At 63.6% G+C, this 18,317-nt stretch carries 16 protein-coding genes; 8 read left to right on the top strand and 8 right to left on the bottom strand.

The window, feature by feature from the left end; genetic code table 11:
* Positions 1-9 precede the first annotated feature (9 nt).
* Entirely contained in the window at positions 10-2,151 is a 2,142-nt protein-coding gene (recG, locus tag PRZ01_RS15535) for an ATP-dependent DNA helicase RecG (RefSeq protein WP_273597712.1), read from the top strand.
* Between the two features lie 57 nt (positions 2,152-2,208).
* On the opposite strand, the gene sodC is transcribed toward recG, so the two are convergent.
* Both sodC and trhP read right to left on the bottom strand, forming a co-directional pair.
* On the bottom strand, positions 2,209-2,784 hold the full coding sequence (gene sodC / locus PRZ01_RS15530; RefSeq protein ID WP_338111476.1) for a superoxide dismutase [Cu-Zn] SodC: 576 nt from the start codon (positions 2,782-2,784) through the stop codon (positions 2,209-2,211).
* Positions 2,785-2,890: 106 nt separating this feature from the next.
* Entirely contained in the window at positions 2,891-4,270 is a 1,380-nt protein-coding gene (gene trhP, locus PRZ01_RS15525; RefSeq protein WP_409993860.1) for a prephenate-dependent tRNA uridine(34) hydroxylase TrhP, read from the bottom strand.
* A 216-nt stretch (positions 4,271-4,486) separates the two neighbouring features.
* On the opposite strand from trhP, the gene PRZ01_RS15520 reads away from it, so the two are divergent.
* Positions 4,487-4,954: an FKBP-type peptidyl-prolyl cis-trans isomerase gene (locus PRZ01_RS15520; protein WP_273597711.1), complete on the top strand. Its 468-nt coding sequence runs from the start codon at positions 4,487-4,489 to the stop codon at positions 4,952-4,954.
* 29 nt (positions 4,955-4,983) lie between these two features.
* Here the strand turns inward: PRZ01_RS15520 and panC are convergent, their stop codons facing one another.
* Both panC and panB read right to left on the bottom strand, forming a co-directional pair.
* A complete protein-coding gene (panC, locus tag PRZ01_RS15515; protein ID WP_273597710.1) occupies positions 4,984-5,829 on the bottom strand; it encodes a pantoate--beta-alanine ligase in 846 nt (281 codons plus the stop codon).
* Positions 5,830-5,869: 40 nt separating this feature from the next.
* Positions 5,870-6,676 (bottom strand): 3-methyl-2-oxobutanoate hydroxymethyltransferase, encoded by an 807-nt coding sequence (gene panB, locus PRZ01_RS15510; protein ID WP_273597709.1) that lies wholly within the window; start codon positions 6,674-6,676, stop codon positions 5,870-5,872.
* 162 nt (positions 6,677-6,838) lie between these two features.
* Between panB and PRZ01_RS15505 the strand changes: the two genes are divergently transcribed.
* The gene (locus tag PRZ01_RS15505; RefSeq protein ID WP_273597708.1) at positions 6,839-7,759 is read left to right on the top strand and encodes a LysR substrate-binding domain-containing protein; all 921 of its coding nucleotides are present in this window, start codon (positions 6,839-6,841) and stop codon (positions 7,757-7,759) included.
* A 137-nt stretch (positions 7,760-7,896) separates the two neighbouring features.
* Positions 7,897-8,763, top strand: a complete 867-nt coding sequence (locus tag PRZ01_RS15500) for a methylated-DNA--[protein]-cysteine S-methyltransferase (protein ID WP_273597707.1) — start codon at positions 7,897-7,899, stop codon at positions 8,761-8,763.
* Between the two features lie 33 nt (positions 8,764-8,796).
* On the opposite strand, the gene PRZ01_RS15495 is transcribed toward PRZ01_RS15500, so the two are convergent.
* The 3 genes from PRZ01_RS15495 to PRZ01_RS15485 form a co-directional block, all read right to left on the bottom strand.
* Positions 8,797-9,801: a substrate-binding domain-containing protein gene (locus PRZ01_RS15495; RefSeq protein ID WP_273597706.1), complete on the bottom strand. Its 1,005-nt coding sequence runs from the start codon at positions 9,799-9,801 to the stop codon at positions 8,797-8,799.
* A 43-nt stretch (positions 9,802-9,844) separates the two neighbouring features.
* Positions 9,845-11,530 carry an ATP-binding protein gene (locus PRZ01_RS15490; RefSeq protein ID WP_273597705.1) on the bottom strand — a complete coding sequence of 562 codons (1,686 nt, stop codon included), beginning with the start codon at positions 11,528-11,530 and terminating at the stop codon, positions 9,845-9,847.
* 194 nt (positions 11,531-11,724) lie between these two features.
* Positions 11,725-12,048: a DUF4148 domain-containing protein gene (locus PRZ01_RS15485; RefSeq protein ID WP_273597704.1), complete on the bottom strand. Its 324-nt coding sequence runs from the start codon at positions 12,046-12,048 to the stop codon at positions 11,725-11,727.
* Between the two features lie 551 nt (positions 12,049-12,599).
* On the opposite strand from PRZ01_RS15485, the gene katG reads away from it, so the two are divergent.
* Positions 12,600-14,810, top strand: coding sequence for a catalase/peroxidase HPI (gene katG / locus PRZ01_RS15480; RefSeq protein WP_273597703.1), 2,211 nt, complete (start codon positions 12,600-12,602; stop codon positions 14,808-14,810).
* Between the two features lie 186 nt (positions 14,811-14,996).
* On the opposite strand, the gene PRZ01_RS15475 is transcribed toward katG, so the two are convergent.
* Positions 14,997-15,650 carry a LysE family translocator gene (locus tag PRZ01_RS15475; RefSeq protein WP_273597702.1) on the bottom strand — a complete coding sequence of 218 codons (654 nt, stop codon included), beginning with the start codon at positions 15,648-15,650 and terminating at the stop codon, positions 14,997-14,999.
* 90 nt (positions 15,651-15,740) lie between these two features.
* On the opposite strand from PRZ01_RS15475, the gene PRZ01_RS15470 reads away from it, so the two are divergent.
* The 3 genes from PRZ01_RS15470 (at position 15,741) to PRZ01_RS15460 (ending at position 18,302) form a co-directional block, all read left to right on the top strand.
* Complete coding sequence (locus PRZ01_RS15470; RefSeq protein ID WP_273597701.1) at positions 15,741-16,748, top strand: helix-turn-helix transcriptional regulator; 1,008 nt, start codon at positions 15,741-15,743, stop codon at positions 16,746-16,748.
* 137 nt (positions 16,749-16,885) lie between these two features.
* On the top strand, positions 16,886-17,395 hold the full coding sequence (locus tag PRZ01_RS15465; protein ID WP_273597700.1) for a Dps family protein: 510 nt from the start codon (positions 16,886-16,888) through the stop codon (positions 17,393-17,395).
* A gap of 412 nt (positions 17,396-17,807) precedes the next feature.
* Positions 17,808-18,302 carry a hypothetical protein gene (locus PRZ01_RS15460; RefSeq protein WP_273597699.1) on the top strand — a complete coding sequence of 165 codons (495 nt, stop codon included), beginning with the start codon at positions 17,808-17,810 and terminating at the stop codon, positions 18,300-18,302.
* Positions 18,303-18,317 lie beyond the last annotated feature (15 nt).

Here is an 18,317-nt window from a genome sequence, read left to right as displayed (position 1 = left end):
TCTAAGTCCATGTCAGAGCCAGCCCCTGGCGCGCCCGCGCCCAAATCCCTGCCCAAGTCCCTGCCTCAAAAGGCCATGGAAAAGCTCGGGCTGCTGCGCGACATCGACCTCGCCCTGCACCTGCCGCTGCGCTACGAGGACGAAACACGCATCACGCCCATCAATGAAGCCCACGAGGGCGAGCCGGTGCAATGTGAAGGCGAGGTGACCGAATGCCGGGTTGACCTGCGCGGCCGGCGCCAACTGTTGGTGCGCTTGGAAGACGGCGGCGAGCCCTTGCTGCTGCGCTTCATCCACTTCTACCCCTCGCACCAGAAGTCATTGGCTGTAGGCAAACGCGTGCGCGTGCGGGGCGAGGTTCGACACGGCTTTTTTGGCCGGGAAATGGTGCACCCGCAGTTCAAAGCTGTCCACGAAGACACGCCCCTGGCGCAGGCGCTGACCCCCGTCTACCCCAGCAGCGCCAGCCTGCCGCAAGCCTATCTGCGCAAGGCCGTGGCCGCAGGCCTGCGGCGCGCCGACCTCCATGAGTTGCTGCCCCCAGGCGTGGTGCCCGCCAAACTGCCCACCCTGCGCGAGGCGCTGAACTTTTTGCACCACCCGCCGCCGCAGGCGCAACTCAGCACGCTGGAAGACCACAGCCACCCCGCCTGGCAACGCCTGAAGTTCGAAGAATTACTGGCTCAACAACTGAGCCAGCAGCAAGCCCAGCGCGAGCGCGCGTTGCTGCACGCCCCCGCCCTGCGCGCCCAGGCCGGCGGCGTGGTGGAGCGCCTGCTGGCGGCACTGCCCTTCTCGCTCACCAACGCACAACGCCGCGTGAGCGAAGAAATTGCACAAGACCTCGCCCTGCCCCAGCCCATGCACCGTCTGCTGCAAGGCGATGTGGGCTCGGGCAAGACGGTGGTGGCAGCACTGGCCGCCGCAGTGACCATCGACTCCGGCTGGCAGTGCGTCTTGATGGCGCCCACTGAGATTCTGGCTGAACAGCACTTCAAAAAGCTGATCGGCTGGCTGGAGCCCCTGGGCCTGCAAATCGCCTGGCTGACCGGCAGCGTCAAAGGCCGGGCACGCCAAAAAATGCTGGACGCCGCCGCCGATGGCTCAGCCCAACTGATCATCGGCACCCATGCGGTGATCGAAGACAAGGTCAAATTCGCCAAGCTGGGCCTGGCCATCATCGACGAGCAGCACCGCTTCGGCGTGGCGCAACGCTTGGCGCTACGCAAGAAGCTGGCAACAGGCTTCGCCGCCGGGCCACCCCAAGACGAAGCGCGTCCCCTCGGGGGGCAGGAGCCACAGGCGACGTGGGGGCCATCAACCCCGTTAGAGCCGCACCTGCTGATGATGAGCGCCACGCCCATCCCCCGCACGCTGGCCATGACCTACTTTGCCGACCTCGCGGTCAGCACCATTGACGAGTTACCTCCCGGGCGCAGCCCCATCATCACCAAGGTGTTTGCCGATGGCAAACGCCCCAACGTGATCGAGAAAATCCGCGACGAAGTGGCCCAGGGCGCCCAGGTCTACTGGGTGTGCCCCCTGATCGAGGAAAGCGAGGCGCTGGACCTCAACAACGCCACCGAAACCCACGCAGAATTGAGCCTCGCCCTGCCCGACAAAACGGTCGGCCTGCTGCACGGGCGCATGCCGCCTGCCGAGAAAGCGGCCGTGATGGCGCAATTCAGCGGCGGCGAGATGCAAGTGCTGGTCGCCACCACCGTGATCGAAGTCGGCGTGGACGTGCCCAACGCCAGCCTGATGGTGATCGAGCATGCCGAGCGCTTTGGCCTGAGCCAGCTGCACCAGCTGCGCGGTCGGGTGGGGCGCGGCGCCAAAGCCAGCGTCTGCGTGCTGCTGTACACCGGGCCGCTGTCGCAAACCGGCAAAGACCGCCTGCGCGCCATGGCGGAAACCAACGACGGTTTTGAGATCGCCCGCCGCGACCTGGACATTCGCGGCCCCGGCGAATTCATGGGCGCCCGCCAAAGCGGCGCCGAATTGCTGCGCTTTGCCGACCTGCAAGACGACGCCCCCCTGCTCCAAGCCGCCCGCCGCCTGGCCCCACTGCTACTGGATCAACACCCGCAAGCCGCCACCCAGCAGGTGACCCGATGGCTGGGCTCGAAGGCGGAGTTTTTGAAGGCATGATGGCGGCGAACGTCGGGCTGCCATGTACCCGCCCTTTACTCGCCCGTTACCCGCCTTCTACCCCCCAATCACCCCACACGCCATGCGCTGCCCGCCGCCGCCTGCGGGCATGGGGTGGTCGGAATGGTTGTCGCCGCCCGCATGCACCATCAGCGAGCGGCCGCGGATGTCGGCGAGCTTGAGGCGCGGGGCCAGCACGGCATAACTGGCATGTCCGCTGGCGTCCACCACCAGGCCGGGCAGGTCGCCCAGATGGCCGTCGCCCCAGGCGGCGCCATGCTGCTTGCTGCCGGCCGGGTCGTAGTGCCCCCCGGCGGCGAGGCCGGCAACGGCTTGGCCGTCTTTCATTTGAGACTCACAACTGCCGTTCTCGTGCACATGAAAACCGTGCACGCCGGGGGGCAGGCCCTGCAGGTCGGGGGTGAACACCAGGCCATAACGGGTTTCCGTGACGGTGACCGTGCCCAAAGGCTTGAGAACACCGGTCGGGTTGACTTGTGACACCGTCACCACGACGCCGGGCGCTGCAGGCATGCTCTCCGCCGCGCGGGCGTTGGCGCTCACGGCCGCCGACCCGAGCAAGGCGATGGCTGAAAACACAGCCGACTGAAAGGTACAGAAAGAGCGCTTCATGGGGTCACCTGCTGAAGTTGAGGGCGGAGCCGCCAATCTATCAGTTCATGGTGAAAGCGCCAACCACCGGTCGCCCATCTGCAGCGCCGCTGTTAAGGGACAACTTTCAGAGCAAGCGGGCCAGCAACGCGCCTTGCAGGTGAGCGGCCAGGGGCATGGACACGACCACGCCGTTGCCGGCTGCCTCGCGTACCGGCTGCTGCTCTTTACCGCGCAACTCGGTCAGCTCAATAACGAGATTGCCGCTGGGGTGAATGACCTCCAGCCGGTCGCCCACCTCGAAGCGGTTCTTGACCTCGATTTCGGCCCAACCTTCGGCACTAATGCGACGCACCTCGCCGACGTATTGGCTGCGCCTGGCCTTGGAGTGGCCGTCCAGATAGTTTTGCGTGTCCTGGCTGCGATGGCGCTGATAAAAGCCGGAGGTATAGCCGCGGTTGGAAAGGCCGTCCAGTTCAGCCAGCAAGCCCGGATCAAATGCGCGGCCGGCCACGGCGTCATCGATAGCACGGCGATAGACCTGGGCCGCACGGGAAACGTAGTAGCGACTCTTGGTACGGCCTTCAATCTTGAGCGAGTCCACACCGATTTCCACCAAGCGCTGCACATGCTCGACGGCGCGCAGATCTTTGGAGTTCATGATGTAAGTGCCATGCTCATCTTCCATGATGGGCATCAACTCGCCGGGGCGCTGCGACTCCTCGATCAGATAGACGCCTTCGGCCGCTGGGTGGCGGGTGGTGCCCCCGGCTGCAGCGAAGCTCTGGTCGGCCAACTCGGCGGCCTTGCGGAAGTCAAAATTGATCTTTTGCGCTTCCATCGCCTGCCCCGCTTCGTCCTCGAAAGCGTCGCCGAGTTTGTAGTCCCAGCGGCAGGCATTGGTGCAGGTTCCTTGATTGGCATCGCGGTGGTTGAAGTAGCCCGAGAGCAGGCAGCGGCCGGAGTAGGCAATGCACAGCGCCCCGTGCACGAACACTTCGAGCTCCATGTCGGGGCATTCCTGGCGGATTTGCGCCACTTCGTCCAGGCTCAACTCGCGGGACAGGATCACGCGCTTGAGGCCCATCTTCTGCCAGAACTTCACGCCCGCGTAGTTGACGGTGTTGGCCTGCACCGAGAGGTGGATGGGCAGGTCAGGCCAGGCTTCGCGCACCATCATGATCAAGCCGGGGTCAGCCATGATGAGCGCATCGGGCTGCATCGCCACGACCGGTGCCATATCGGCCAGATAGTTTTTGAGCTTGCCGTTGTGCGGCAGGATGTTGCTGGCCACCAGAAACTTCTTGCCACGGGCATGCGCCTCGGCGATGCCGGTGCGCAGGTTCTCCAGCTTGAAATCGTTGTTGCGGGCGCGCAGGGAGTAACGCGGTTGGCCGGCGTACACGGCGTCAGCCCCAAAGTCGAAGGCCGCACGCATGCGGTCCAGATCGCCGGCGGGCAAAAGTAGTTCAGGGGATTTCAAAGACGGCGAAGACTGCGAACTCATGGCGGCTGTGCCTCAAACAAAAAAGCAACCCAGCAGTCTAAAGTTGCCGCCTCATCCAAGGCTTGCTGCAGATCAAGGCAAGCCGTGGGCACAGCGGCCCGGCTCGCTTTCAGCCGGATTTCGGTGCCAACTTTGCAATCCCGAAATGGTCAGCGGCAAAAGAGCAAGCAAAATCCGCGCTTCGATTTGCAGATTCCTCAGCGGATTTCCATGGACATGATCAAGTCTTTCTTTCGCGTGACCACTTTGCTGCTGGCCGTCACCGGCACCGTTCATCTGGCCGGCTGCGGCGGCGGGTCGTCTGACACCAGCAGCAGCACCGACACCTCGGGTTCGTCTGCCGTCACGGCCTTGAAGATCACCGACACCGTGGTCGGCACGGGCGCGCTGGCAGGTCCGGGCAACAAGCTGACGGTGACCTACACGGGCTGGCTGTACAACGTCAATGCCACGAGTTATCACGGCACGCAGTTCGACAGCAATGTGGGCGGCACGGCCTTCACCTTCACGCTGGGTGCGGGGCAAGTGATCACCGGCTGGGATGCGGGCCTGACTGGCATGCAGGTCGGCGGCAAGCGCACGCTGATCATCCCCAGCAGCCTGGCCTATGGCGCCTCGGGCAACGGCACCATCCCCGCCAACGCGGCGCTGGTGTTTGATGTGCAACTCAACAGCATGCAGTAAGCAAACAGCTTGGGCCGGCCTGCGCCACATCAGCCTTCGATATTGTCGATCAGGCGGGTTTGGCCGAGCTTGGCCGCAGCCAGGGCCACCACGGGCTCACCCGCCACGGCGGGGCCCAGGTCATGCTGGCGGCGCAGGCACACATAGTCGGGCTGCCAGCCCTGTGCGCTGAGCGCGGCCATGGCATCAGCTTCCAGCTGCGGCAGATCGCGTTCGCCGGCCGCCCAACGCGCCAGCAGCGCCTTGAGGGTGGCGCTCAGGTGCAGCGCTTCTTGCCGCTGGGTGTCGCTGAGATAGCCGTTGCGCGACGACAGCGCCAAGCCCTCGGCACTGCGGACAGTTTCACCACCGATGATCTCGATCGGCAAGGCCATCTGCTGAACCATGCGGCGCAACACCATCAGCTGTTGGTAGTCTTTCTTGCCGAACAAGGCCAGGCCGGGCTGAACGATGTTGAACAGCTTGGCCACCACGGTGCACACGCCGACGAAAAAACCGGGACGGAAGTGGCCTTCAAGAATGTCCGCCAACTCGGCGGGCGGATGCACCTTGTAACCCTGAGGTTCAGGGTACAGCTCGGCCTCGTCAGGGGCGAACACCACATCGCAGCCCGCCGCTTGCAACAACTCGCAATCGCGCGCCAAGGTGCGGGGATAACGGTCAAAGTCCTCGTGCGGCGCAAATTGCAGGCGATTGACGAAGATGCTGGCCACCACAACGCCACCGCCGCGTGAATCCAGCGCTTGGCGCGCTTGCCGGATCAGCGCCAGATGGCCCTCGTGCAGATTGCCCATGGTGGGTACAAAAGCCCGGGCGGCCTGGAGGCTGGCAGCTAGCGTCTCACGCAGGCTGGCAATGTCGTGGATCAATTTCATGGGATCAGAGAAATCAGGTTGCGGGCGGCAAGGCCCCGCTTCAGTAGCTGTGGATGTCGTTCTGCGGGAAGGTCTTGGCCTTCACTTCCAGCACATAGCGGGCGATGGCATCCTGCACGGACACCGAACCCGCCATGAAATTTTTGACGAAACGCGGGCGCCGGCCGGGCGTCACATTCAACATATCGTGCATCACCAGCACCTGGCCCGAGCACTCGGCACCGGCGCCGATGCCGATCACCGGGATGTTCAGGGTCTGCGTCAGTTCAGCGGCCAGCGCGGCCGGGACCATTTCCAGCACCAGCATCTGGGCGCCAGCCTGGGCGAGTTCAAGCGCATGGCGCTTGAGCAGCACGGCGGCGGCGTCGTCGCGCCCCTGCACCTTGAAACCACCCAGCATGGTGACGGTCTGCGGTGTCAGGCCCAGATGCGCGCACACGGGGATGCCCCGCTCGACCAGAAAGCGCACGACCGGCGCGGTCCAGCCGCCGCCTTCGAGCTTGACCATATGAGCGCCCGCCTTGAACAAGGCAGCGGCGCTCTTCCAGGCCTCTTCGATCGAGCCGTGATAGCTGTCAAAAGGCAGGTCGGCCACGATCCAGGCGTGTTTGCGGCCCCGTGCCACACAGCGCGTGTGATACACCATGGACTCCAGGCTCACCGGCACCGTGGTGGTTTCGCCCTGGATCACATTGCCCAGCGAATCACCGACCAGCAACACATCGACCCCCGCTTCGTCCTGCAGGGTCGCAAAAGCGGCGTCGTAGCACGTCAGCATGGCGATCTTGTCACCTTGGGCGTGCATGTCGAGCAGGCGATGAAGTGTCACGGGTTTGCGGTCGGTCATGTCGGCACCTGGGCGAAAGTTGAGAGCCTGAGCGGAACAGCGATTGTCCGGGCTCAGCGGCTGGAAGTGTAGCCGTGCCGCCTTTTTCAGCGCTGCCAACCACCGCTCTCACGGGGGCGGACAATAGGAAACTTTCATCCACCGGCTTGCGAGACCCCCGCCATGACCCTGACCGAGTTGCGTTACATCGTCGCCGTAGCCCGGGAGCGCCATTTCGGCCGCGCAGCGGAAGCCTGCTTTGTCTCGCAGCCCACCTTGAGCGTGGCCATCAAGAAGCTGGAAGAAGAGCTGGACGTGAAGATCTTCGAGCGCGGCGCCAACGAGATCACCGTGACGCCACTGGGGGCAGACATCGTGCAGCAGGCCCAATCGGTGATCGAGCAGGCCAGCGCCATCAAGGAAATTGCCAAGCGCGGCAAAGACCCGCTGGCCGGCGCGCTGCGGCTGGGCATCATCTACACCATCGGCCCCTACCTGCTGCCCGAACTGGTGCGGCATGTGATTGACGACTACCCGCAGATGCCCTTGATGCTGCAAGAGAACTTCACCGTCAAGTTGCTGGACATGCTGCGCACTGGCGAGCTGGACTGCGCCATCATCGCCGAGCCCTTTCCCGACACCGGGCTGGCGGTGGCACCGCTTTATGACGAGCCCTTCAAGATCGCCGCGCCCAGCCACCATCCCTTCGCCCAGCGCGAATCGGTCAGCAGCGAAGAGCTCAAGAACGAAACCATGCTGCTGCTCGGCGCCGGCCATTGCTTCCGCGACCAGGTGCTGGAGGTGTGCCCCGAGTTTGCACGCTTCTCCAGCAACGCCGAAGGCATCCGCAAGTCCTTTGAAGGCAGCTCGCTGGAAACCATCAAGCACATGGTCGCCTCCGGCATGGGCGTGACCGTGGTGCCCGCCTTGAGCGTGCCGCAGCAGGCACAGCAGCACCTGCGCTTCATCCCCTTCACGGCCCCCGTGCCCACCCGGCGCGTGGTATTGGCCTGGCGGCGCACCTTCACCCGCTATGAGGCCATTGCCGCGCTGCGCAACGCGGTGCACGCCTGCCGTTTGCCCGAGGTGACTTTTCTGAGCTGAATCAGTTCAAGCATCAGCAGTCAAGCAACAACACGCAGCGCAAGAATCGGGTGGCCGGGGGCTGCGGCGCGGGTCAGAATTTGCCATCACACCATTCTTTATCGACCCACGGCGCAGGCCGCACCGTCCCGACCGCCATGAACACCTCCAACAGCAAGGGCTACCAAACCGTGCGCCAGGCCATTGAGGCCATCACGCGCACCGGCACTCCGCTTAGCCTTGAGCAATTGGCCCAGGCCGCGGGGCAGAGCCCGGCCCATTTCCAGCGCAGCTTTGTCAGCCTCGCGGGGGTCAGCCCCAAGGAGTTTGCCCAATCGCTGAGCCTGTCGCGCGCCAAAGCCCGCCTGCAAGACGCCGGCTCGGTGCTGGACGCAGCGCTGGAAGCGGGGCTCTCCGGGCCGTCACGTCTGCATGATCTATTTTTGAACCTCGAAGGGCTGACGCCGGGTGAATTCAAGCGCGCAGGCGCCGGCCTGCAAATCGGGTGGTCGGTGATCGACAGCCCGCTGGGCCCCGTCTGGCTGGCCGCCACCGAACGCAGCAAGGACTTGCGCGTTTTGCGTGCCGCCTTTCTCGGGCAGGGCCGCGAGCAAGATGAACTGCACGCCGCACAGGCCGAACTGCCTGAGGCGCAGTGGCAGCGCGACGACGCCACCTTGTCCCGCATCGGCGCGGAGTTGCAACGGCGCCTGTCGGGCGGTGCCCCACAGCAACGCCTGGGTTTGATGATGAACGGCACCCCGCTGAGGCTGAAGGTTTGGCAGGCACTGATGCAACTCCCCGAGGGACAATTGCTCAGCTACGGCCAGTTGGCCCAGCAAGTAGGTGCCCCCCAGGCCGTGCGCGCCGTGGCATCTTGCGTGGCGGTCAACCCGATTGCCTACCTGGTGCCCTGCCACCGAGTAATACGCGCCAGTGCCCAACTGGGGGAATATCGCTGGGGGCCTGAAACCAAGCGCGCCCTGATCGGCCTTGAACTGGCCCGCCACCCGGGGCCGCGTTGAGATCGGGGCACGTTCCCAAAGCGGCGCAGCGGTCTACGGGCCGATGTCCCCAAAGACGGTCTTGCGCGCGGTTGGCAACCATTCATCCATATTGCGGCCGGTGGCGATCAACACGGGCACCAGGATCTGCTTGGCGGGCGTGCCCCCGCTTTTGCTGGAGAGCAGGGCCTGCGCCGCATCCCGGCCCATCAAAAAGGGTTGTTGCATGCCCACTGCGGCCAGTGACTTGTTTCGCAGCAAGTCCACAAACTCGGGAATGCCGTCAAAAGACCCCACCACCAGGTCTTTGGTTTTCTTCAAGTCCTTGATGGCCTGCAAGGCGCCCAGTGTGGGTTGGTCGACTTCGACAAACAGCCCACGCATGCGCGGATACGTCTGCAGCATCTCTTTGACAAACCCGTAGGTTTCGTCCTTCGAATAGCTTTTCATCTGCCGCAGCGCCAGCACGTTATTGAATCCCGCGTCGCTCATGGCGTCGCGAAATCCTTGCGTCCGGTCCTGGCCATTCTTGCGATCGAGGGCGATGGTGCACAGGCAGTAACCTTCGCCCTGCCAACCACGCTCCCGCATGGCCCGCGCCACCACCTCGCCCACCCCGTAGGCGCCTTTGTAGTTATCGGACTTGATGTAGGAGACGTACTCGCCGCCGTTGGTGCCGATGTCAGCCACCACAGCGGGCACGTTGGCGCGCGCAGCCAACTCCAGCACATCCAGCGCCGACTTGCTGCTGGTGGGCGACAGTACCAAGCCCGCAGCGCCGCGCGCCAGCACGGCACGGGCATTCTGCAGTTGCATGTCATCGCTGTTGTGGCTGTCAAAGGCCTCGAATGCATAACCTTTGGCCTCGACGGTTGCTTGCACGCCCCGCCCCAGGGTTCGCCAAAATGGCAAATCCAAACCCGGCGTCAGGTAGGCCACCCAGGGTGCAGGCGCCGCCCACGAGGGAAGCGGGCGCAAGGTGAAGAGCGCCGAGGCTCCCGCCATTTGGCGCAAGCAGCGATGCAGATAACGACGCCGGGATGCATTTGAACTTGACATGGCACTTGCTCCTCAACACGGTCAAAGCCCTGAAAATTCACCCTCAAACAGCCCCTGCCACCGGCAAGACCCCGATCGGGTCATCCGGCGCTTCGCGCGGTACGGTGAGGGTCACCGTGGTGCCCTGATCGACTTGGCTGACAAGGCGAATCTTGCCACCCAAAACACCGGTGACGATATTGAATACGATGTGCAAACCCAGTCCCGAGCCCCCGCGGCCCAACTTTGTGGTGAAGAAGGGCTCGAACACGCGCTTTTGATTCGCCACCGGAATGCCGCAGCCGTTGTCGCTGACGGAAATCTCAACCAGGTCTGCACCCAACTTGCGTGCGCTGATTTGGATCCGGCCTTGCTCGCGCCCCTCAAAGGCATGCAGCACCGAGTTGTTGATCAGATTGGTCAGCACCTGACCCAGCGGCCCGGGAAAGCTGCTCATCTCGATGTCCTGAGGCAACTCCGCCTGCAGCAGGTACGGTGTCTTGCGCAAGGACGGTTGCAGAGTCAGGCAGATCTCGTTGACCACCTCGTGCAGCTTGAACTGACGGCGCTGTGAACTCTCCCTGTCCACCGCCACTTGCTTGAAGCTGCTGATCAAATCCCCCACCCGACTGAGGTTGCGCAACAAGATGTCGCTGGCCGCGTGCATCTCGTCGATATAAGCATTCAGGGTTGCCCGCGTCATGGCTTGCGCCAGGCGCCGCTCCAACTGGTGCGTGGCATCAGCCATGGTGCTGGCGGCCAGCAGGCTGTTGCCGACAGGGGTATTCAGCTCATGCGCCACGCCCGCCACCAATGATCCCAAGGCCGCGAGTTTTTCACTGGAAACCAGTTCAGCCTGCATTTGGCTGAGCGTGTTGACGCTGCCCTGCAAATCGGCATTGGCGCGCCGCAGCGCCTCATCGCGCTCGGTCAAGCGCTGGCGCATGAACTCCATGACGTGCAAGAGGCTGCTGCTGTCTCGGTCACCCAGTTCAATGGCGGTTTGAATATCGCCAGCCGCAATGCGGCGGGCAATGGACACCGCATACTCAGGCTCGCCGCCCAGGCTTCGCAACAAGGAACGCCGAAACAGCGCCGTCACCAGCGCGCTGAGCACCAGCGCCAAGGCCGCCATGCCAAAGATCAATTCGCGCGCGTCCACGTAGGCCTGGTTCGCCTGCTGCCCGGCGGCCAGCATTTGCGTCTCCTGGTGTCTGTTGAACTGTTCCAACAGCGCGAAATAGTCCATCTGATAGCCGTGTAGATCAACGATCAGCAGATTGCGCGCTTCACCCAGACGGCGCTGATTCAACAAGACAATGAAATCATCCTGATTGACGGTGTACGCCGAATGCACCACCCGGATGCGGCGCAGCAAATCGCGCCCGACTGCATCGTGAACTTGCGCATCCAACTGGCTCAAGGCCGCCGACATGCGAAGCGTGGCCGACGCAATCTCGGCTTCATACTGGGCCCGCGAAGACTCCGCGTTGAAGATCAAGGCGTTGCGCATCGCACGGGCCTCGATATCTAGCTGATGATTGACCTGATTGATCAACACCGTCTTGGGATATTCGACCTGTAGGGCCTCGCGAGTGGCCTCGCTGAGCGACTTGAGCTTGAGCACCGCCGCATCACTCAGGCCAATCAACGAAATGATGATGGCGCCGTAGCTCAAAGCCAGGCGATGGCCGATACCAAGCCGTGAAACCTTTCGCGACAGCCAAACCTTTGCAGGACGTCTTGTCATCAATGTGCCGTTGGGTCAGACAGTCAATACTCGCGCGCGTACGCACTTCAAGTACAGCACAGTCTAATGGTTAGGCACACCGGTTCCTACTGCTAAAAACTCGACGCCGGATCAGCGCCCGGCGCGGGTTCGCCCGCAAGAGCCACCATGGTAGCGGCCTTGGCCGGCGGGCAATCTCCCACGCCAAACCCCATTCAGCGTGTCGGCACTTGCGAGGCCGCGGCACTAGCGGCTTCTGCCTGGCGCGTGGCGGCCTTGGCCTTAGCCAGGACTTCTGCACGGCGCTGCGTGGTGAAGGGATCGACCTCATTTTCACCCGGCATGGTGCCTTCGGCGCGGGCCTTGGCCAGTTCAGCCAGCACCTCGGCGCGAGTCACTTCATGGCTCGCACTGGCGGCTGCGGCCACAGATGTTTCAGCGGCCTGGACCTGACCCAGGCTTGCCAGCGCGGCCGCCAAGACCACAGCGCTCAAGCGCAAGGTTTGAAATGTGGGATTGCGAAAAGAAGCATAGGCCATGATGATTTCCTTCAAGAAGTTACAAGCGATCCGGCTGATTCAGCCGGCTGAAAAAGCCCCCAGGGCTTCGGTGGATGAACTATCGCAACGACGCGCCGCCCTGCCCACACCCTTGCGACGAGGCCCCACGAAGCTGGCGCGAAAGCGGTCCCAGACGGCGCGAATTACGCGTAAACCCTAGTCCCATTCCATCACCCATTGACGACACGCTGATGTCCCTGACTTGAAAGAAAACGCTGAACTAAACAGTCGGAGTAAATGATTTGAGACTCCAAACAACGCGTCGCAACGGTCACAACGGTCACGAGCCCGGTGGCGCACCCAACCAAGCGCGGAGGTGGCAAGACCCTTGAGCGGATTCGCCACCGCAGAAATCCATGGCAAAACCTCTATTTTTGTAATTTACTATCGATGCAGTAAATGTAATTGTTTTGCACTATTTATCATCAAAACCTAAGCTTGCGTTCATGTCAGCCCGGCTGGCCCAGCCCGGTGAAGCAGCAAGCCCCAAGCAAGCCTGGGTGAGCGCCCAACCCCACAGGAGAAATGCGATGTCCACCGAAGCCAAGTGCCCCTTCAATCATTCCGCCGCCGCCAGCGCCAGCGCCGCCCTGGCCAAGTCCAGCCGCGACTGGTGGCCCCAACCGATGAAGCTGGGCATCCTGCATCAGCACTCCGCCCTGTCTGACCCGCTGGACCCCGGCTTCGACTACGCTCAGGCCTTCAAGCGCCTGGACCTGGCCGCCCTGAAGAAGGACCTGCTGGCCTTGATGACCGATTCGCAAGACTGGTGGCCGGCCGACTTCGGCCACTACGGCCCCCTGTTCGTGCGCATGGCCTGGCACAGCGCCGGCACCTATCGCGTGGGCGACGGCCGTGGCGGTGCAGGCGGCGGGCAACAGCGCTTTGCGCCCCTGAACAGCTGGCCCGACAACGTCAACCTCGACAAGGCGCGCCGCCTGCTCTGGCCCATCAAGCAGAAGTACGGCCAAAGCATCTCCTGGGCCGATCTGATGATCCTGACCGGCAACGTCGCGCTGGAGTCCATGGGCTTCAAGACCTTTGGCTTTGCCGGCGGCCGCGCCGACACCTGGGAGCCGCAGGAAGACGTGTACTGGGGCTCCGAGACCACCTGGCTGGCCGATGACAAGCGCTACAACAAGGCAGACGCCGGCCAGCGCGATCTGGAGAACCCCCTCGCCGCCGTGCAGATGGGGCTGATTTATGTGAATCCCGAAGGCCCCGCCGGCAACCCCGACCCGCTGGCCGCCGCCAAAGACATCCGCGATACCTTTGCCCGCATGGCCATGGACGACGAAGAAACCGTCGCCCTGATCGCTGGCGGCCACACATTCGGCAAGACCCACGGCGCGGCTGACGCCAAGCATGTGGGCGCCGAGCCCGAAGCCGCAGGCATGGAAAGCCAGGGTCTGGGCTGGCACAACAGCTTCGGCTCCGGCAAGGCTGGCGACGCCATCGGCAGCGGCCTGGAAGTAACCTGGACGACGACGCCCACGGCCTGGAGCCATAACTTCTTCGAGAACCTGTTCGCCTACGAGTGGGAGCTGACGAAGAGCCCGGCCGGTGCCCATCAATGGGTGGCCAAGAATGCGCAAGCAACGATTCCCGATGCCTTCAACTCGGGCAAGCAACACCTGCCCACCATGCTGACCACCGACCTGTCGCTGCGGGTGGATCCGGCTTACGAGAAGATCTCGCGTCGCTTCCTGGCCCACCCAGATCAATTCGCCGACGCCTTTGCCCGCGCCTGGTTCAAGCTGACCCACCGCGATATGGGCCCGCGCAGCCGCTACCTGGGCCCCGAAGTGCCGACTGAGGAGCTGATCTGGCAAGACCCCATCCCGGCCCTCAACCATGCGCTGGTGGACGCGCAAGACATCACCGGCCTCAAAGCCAAAATCGTGGCTTCCGGCTTGTCGGTTTCGCAGCTGGTCGGCACCGCCTGGGCTTCGGCCTCCACCTTCCGCAGCTCCGACAAGCGCGGTGGCGCCAACGGTGCGCGCATCCGCCTGGCGCCGCAAAAGGACTGGGCCGTCAACCAGCCCGAACAGCTGGCCCAGGTGCTGAAGGTACTCGAAGGCATTCAGGCCGAGTTCAAGCAAGCTCAGGCGGGCGGCAAAAAGTCCGTGTCGCTGGCCGACCTGATCGTGCTGGCCGGTGGCGTCGGCATTGAGCTGGCAGCGCAGAAGACGGGCCAAAGTATCCGCGTGCCCTTCACGCCGGGCCGCATGGACGCCTCGCAAGCACAGACCGATGTGGCCTCCTTCGCCGTGCTGGAGCCGGTGGCCGACGGCTTCCGCAACTATCTCAAGCCAGGCGTCAAGGTGCCGGCCGAAGCCTTCTTGATCGACAAGGCCCAGTTGCTGAGTCTCACCGCGCCCGAGATGACGGTGCTGGTCGGCGGCCTGCGGGTGTTGCATGTGGGCGTCGCCGGCTCCACGCAAGGCCTGCTCACCCAGCGGCCGGAGACGCTCAGCAATGACTTCTTCGTGAATCTGCTGGACATGGGCACGCAGTGGAAATCGACTTCGGAGACGCAAGATCTGTTCGAAGGCCGCGACCGCAAGACGGGTGCGCTGAAGTGGACGGGTACGCGGGCCGATCTGGTGTTCGGCTCCAACGCCCAGCTGCGCGCCCTGGCCGAGGTCTATGGCAGCACGGATGCGCAGACCAAGTTCGTCAATGACTTCGTGGCCGCCTGGGTCAAGGTCATGAACTTGGACCGCTTCGATCTGGCCTGATTCGTTCGCCAAGCCAGTCAACAAAGGGGGCGACCAAGGGTTCGCCCCCTTTTTCATTCAAGGATTCATCATCATGATCAAAAAAAACCTCGCCAACTTCTAGGCTTGGCCATCAACCTCAGCGGCGCCGCCCTGGGCGCGCAATTCATCGTGGACTGGATGCGGCATAGCGCGAACTGAGCTCACTCACACCCAGGCTTTCCACAGCGTCAACGCCGCCGCGACCATCAACAAAGCGCCCACGGCACGCGTCATCCAGCCCGCCCGCCGCCCTTCCCCGCCCAGCCACTGGCGAGCCCCCACGGTGGCCGCCGCCACCCCACCGTAAACCACGATTTGATTGGCCGCGATGATGCTCGCCAACAAGGTGGCCTGCGCCGCCACGCTACGCTCGGGCACCTGCAGATAGGCGGGAAACACGGCCAGCATGAAGGCGTAGGCCTTGGGATTGAGCAGGCAGTTCAGCACACCACGGCGGAACACCAGAGCGAGCGTGGGCAAGGCCGATAGCTGCGATGCCTGGGCCCCGGGCTGAGGCGCACTCGCCGCCTCCAGCGGCAATCGCCACATGCTCCAGCCTATCCAGGCCATATAGGCCGAGCCGGCCACCAGCAAGACCTGGAAGGCCCCGGGCCACAGCATCAGCAAGGCGGCCAGACCCGTCACATTGACCAGCACATGGATCAGCCCGCCCGTCACCACGCCGGCTGTGGCCGCCGCCCCGCCCTGCCAACCCCGTGCGCTGGCACTGCCGGCCACAAAAGCCATGTCCAGGCCCGGCAAGGCGATGACGCCCAGGGTCAGAGCGAAAAACATCCAGAGGCTGTTGGCGTGTTCCATGAGTTCAGATCGTCTTGTAGGTGGGCATGGATGCAGTCTAGAAGCGATATAGGACAGAATCGGTCCTGTATCGATGCACGGGACGCCGACATGGCTCATGCCACCAAACCCACCAGCCGCGTGCTGGCCCTGCTGGAGCTGTTGCAGTCAAACCGCCAGCTTTCCGGCGCCGAGCTAGCCCGCAGCATGGGAGTGGAGGTGCGCAGCGTGCGCCGCTACATCACCCATTTGCAGGAGTTAGGTGTGCCGGTGCAAGCCCAGCGCGGCCGCGACGGCGGCTACAGCCTGCGCCCCGGCCACAAGCTGCCGCCCATGATGTTCAGCAAGGACGAGACCCTGGCCTTGGCCATGGGTTTGCGCGCCGCCCGCGAGCTGGGCCTGAACGGTATCCTGCCCGCCCTGGCCAGTGCCCAGGCCAAGCTGGAGCGCGTCAGCCCCAAGGCCTTGCAACGCCGGCTGCGCGATGTGGTTGAGGCGGTGGCCCTGACGCCCGGCCAGAAGTCAATGCCAGGCAGCTTGCTGACCGAGCATCTGCCAGCCCTCAGCACGGCTGCTCGCGCCCAGCAGCGGGTGCGCCTGCGCTACCGCAGCGGCGCGCAAGAGCAGGTGACCGAGGCCCGGGAGGTGGATGTCTACGGCCTGGCTTTCCGGGGAGGCCACTGGTATGCCGTCGGGTATTGCCATCTGCGCCAGGCCTTGCGCTGTTTTCGCCTGGACCGGGTGGAGGCGGTCGAAGCCCGCCCGGCCAGCTTTTTGCGACCCGCAGGTTTTGATGTGCTGGCCCATCTGAGCCAGGCCATCGCCACCCTGCCCCGCGCCCACACAGTGCGCCTGAGCCTGCACACCAACATCAGCACGGCGCGCGCCCATCTCGCGCCCGAGCTGGGCTTGTTAGTCCCCTTGCACGAGGGCTGCCGCTTGGATGCGCAGATCGACGATCTGAGCGCCATGGCGCGTGAGATCGCGGCTTGGCCTTTTGCCTGCACCATCCACAAACCTCAGGCCTTGCGCAGCGAGTTGCTCGCCCTCGCCCAAAGCCTCCAATCCATGGCGATGAGCAGTGGGCGCCTTCCATCGCGCCCCAGAGCCAGCAGCTGAGCGCTCCCCCTAGCTAGCGTCACAAACCACGTGCGAGCTTGGTCTATGCTGCGAGGGTGAGCTCGCGCCCCGCAGGGTTCAAGCCCAGCCGGGGCCTGACACGCCCAAACCAAGCCAACGATCCTTTGGAGCAGCCCATGGCCAAGAAGTCCAGTTCCGCAAAATCCTCTGGCGCCAGCATCAATATCGGCATCTCAGAGAAGGACCGTGCCGCCATCGCCGCCGGCCTCTCGCGCCTGCTGGCCGACACCTACACGCTCTATCTGACCACGCACAATTTCCACTGGAACGTGACGGGGCCGATGTTCAACACCCTGCACACCATGTTCATGGCGCAGTACACCGAGCTGTGGAATGCGGTGGACCCCATCGCTGAGCGCATCCGCTCGCTGGGCCATGTAGCACCCGGCTCCTACGCGCAGTTCGCCCAGCTGAGCTCACTGCCCGACGCGCCCGCCACGCCCCCGAAGGCGTTGGAGATGGTGCGCATCCTGGTGGCAGGCCATGAGGCTGTGGCGCGCACCGCCCGCAGCCTGTTCCCGGCCGTAGACAAGGCTTCGGATGAGCCCAGCGCCGACCTGCTGACCCAGCGTCTGACCGTGCACGAACAAACCGCCTGGATGCTGCGCAGCTTGCTGGAAGAATAAGCCGTTGCATCGATGCGAATGTCCGGGCGGTGCGCCGGTTGTAGCGCCCTATCGCTGGGCGCTGCCGGCCTAGACACGGGGTTTCACGCGACTGGCCGCGTGGTTGGTGCACCGGCGACAGCATAAACGCAGTTAATTTTCACCAAGCATCGTCGGGACAAACCCTGTGTGTGCTGACATGCTCGCCCGTTACCCTTGAGCGATATTTACAAAAATTAACAGTTCGCACAGCGCGCTGTTTGTGGAGGAGATTCAATCACGCTCCGGCGCAGCCCGAGGCTGCGCCGCGATGCGTCATCTGCCAATTTCGCAACTTGTCGGTGCAGGCAACCCTGAACCGACGTGCTGAATTAAGCCGTCGTTGAACTCTCATCAATCAATGTCAAAACGCCTGAAACGCCATCGATATCCCATGAAAATCCAAACTGCACTCCTGATCGCCGCCGCGGTACAACTGAGCGGATGCGCCTCGATCGTCAACGGACAAAATCAATCAATCTCGGTGGACACTCAAACCGACAATGGTCCACTTGCCGGCGCCAATTGCACGCTGGTCAATAACAAGGGCACGTGGTACCTCACCACGCCCGGCAGCGCAACAGTCAACCGCAGCTTCGAAGACATGTCGATCAGCTGCAAAAAAGACTCGCTGGAGCCAGGCATATTGATCGTAAAGTCCTCAACCAAGGCCATGGCCTTCGGGAACATCCTCTTTGGCGGGGTCATTGGTGCGGGGGTCGACGTTGCCACTGGCGCGGCCTACGACTACCCACCATTGATCACGGTAATGATGGGCAAAACGAGCACGCTGACACCACCGGTCGTTCCGGCTGCGCCCGCCGCATCCGCTGCACCAGTGGACTCGGCCTCGGCACCACAAGCGACGGTAACCACCGCGTCCAAGTAAGCCGATTTCACGCAG

Origin of the sequence: Roseateles koreensis (genome assembly GCF_028595305.1) — a bacterium.
In the GTDB taxonomy this organism is placed as follows: Bacteria; Pseudomonadota; Gammaproteobacteria; order Burkholderiales; family Burkholderiaceae_C; genus Paucibacter_A; species Paucibacter_A koreensis.
Note: the sequence above shows the minus strand (reverse complement) of the source record. Positions and strands in the feature narration are given on the sequence as shown.

What these genes read in the sequence shown, in the direction of transcription:
- recG (WP_273597712.1), top strand. Translation starts at nt 10, where the DNA reads ATGTCAGAGCCAGCCCCTGGCGCGCCCGCGCCCAAATCCCTGCCCAAG.
- sodC (WP_338111476.1), bottom strand. Translation starts at nt 2,784, where the DNA reads ATGAAGCGCTCTTTCTGTACCTTTCAGTCGGCTGTGTTTTCAGCCATC.
- trhP (WP_409993860.1), bottom strand. Translation starts at nt 4,270, where the DNA reads ATGAGTTCGCAGTCTTCGCCGTCTTTGAAATCCCCTGAACTACTTTTG.
- PRZ01_RS15520 (WP_273597711.1), top strand. Translation starts at nt 4,487, where the DNA reads ATGATCAAGTCTTTCTTTCGCGTGACCACTTTGCTGCTGGCCGTCACC.
- panC (WP_273597710.1), bottom strand. Translation starts at nt 5,829, where the DNA reads ATGAAATTGATCCACGACATTGCCAGCCTGCGTGAGACGCTAGCTGCC.
- panB (WP_273597709.1), bottom strand. Translation starts at nt 6,676, where the DNA reads ATGACCGACCGCAAACCCGTGACACTTCATCGCCTGCTCGACATGCAC.
- PRZ01_RS15505 (WP_273597708.1), top strand. Translation starts at nt 6,839, where the DNA reads ATGACCCTGACCGAGTTGCGTTACATCGTCGCCGTAGCCCGGGAGCGC.
- PRZ01_RS15500 (WP_273597707.1), top strand. Translation starts at nt 7,897, where the DNA reads ATGAACACCTCCAACAGCAAGGGCTACCAAACCGTGCGCCAGGCCATT.
- PRZ01_RS15495 (WP_273597706.1), bottom strand. Translation starts at nt 9,801, where the DNA reads ATGTCAAGTTCAAATGCATCCCGGCGTCGTTATCTGCATCGCTGCTTG.
- PRZ01_RS15490 (WP_273597705.1), bottom strand. Translation starts at nt 11,530, where the DNA reads ATGACAAGACGTCCTGCAAAGGTTTGGCTGTCGCGAAAGGTTTCACGG.
- PRZ01_RS15485 (WP_273597704.1), bottom strand. Translation starts at nt 12,048, where the DNA reads ATGGCCTATGCTTCTTTTCGCAATCCCACATTTCAAACCTTGCGCTTG.
- katG (WP_273597703.1), top strand. Translation starts at nt 12,600, where the DNA reads ATGTCCACCGAAGCCAAGTGCCCCTTCAATCATTCCGCCGCCGCCAGC.
- PRZ01_RS15475 (WP_273597702.1), bottom strand. Translation starts at nt 15,650, where the DNA reads ATGGAACACGCCAACAGCCTCTGGATGTTTTTCGCTCTGACCCTGGGC.
- PRZ01_RS15470 (WP_273597701.1), top strand. Translation starts at nt 15,741, where the DNA reads ATGGCTCATGCCACCAAACCCACCAGCCGCGTGCTGGCCCTGCTGGAG.
- PRZ01_RS15465 (WP_273597700.1), top strand. Translation starts at nt 16,886, where the DNA reads ATGGCCAAGAAGTCCAGTTCCGCAAAATCCTCTGGCGCCAGCATCAAT.
- PRZ01_RS15460 (WP_273597699.1), top strand. Translation starts at nt 17,808, where the DNA reads ATGAAAATCCAAACTGCACTCCTGATCGCCGCCGCGGTACAACTGAGC.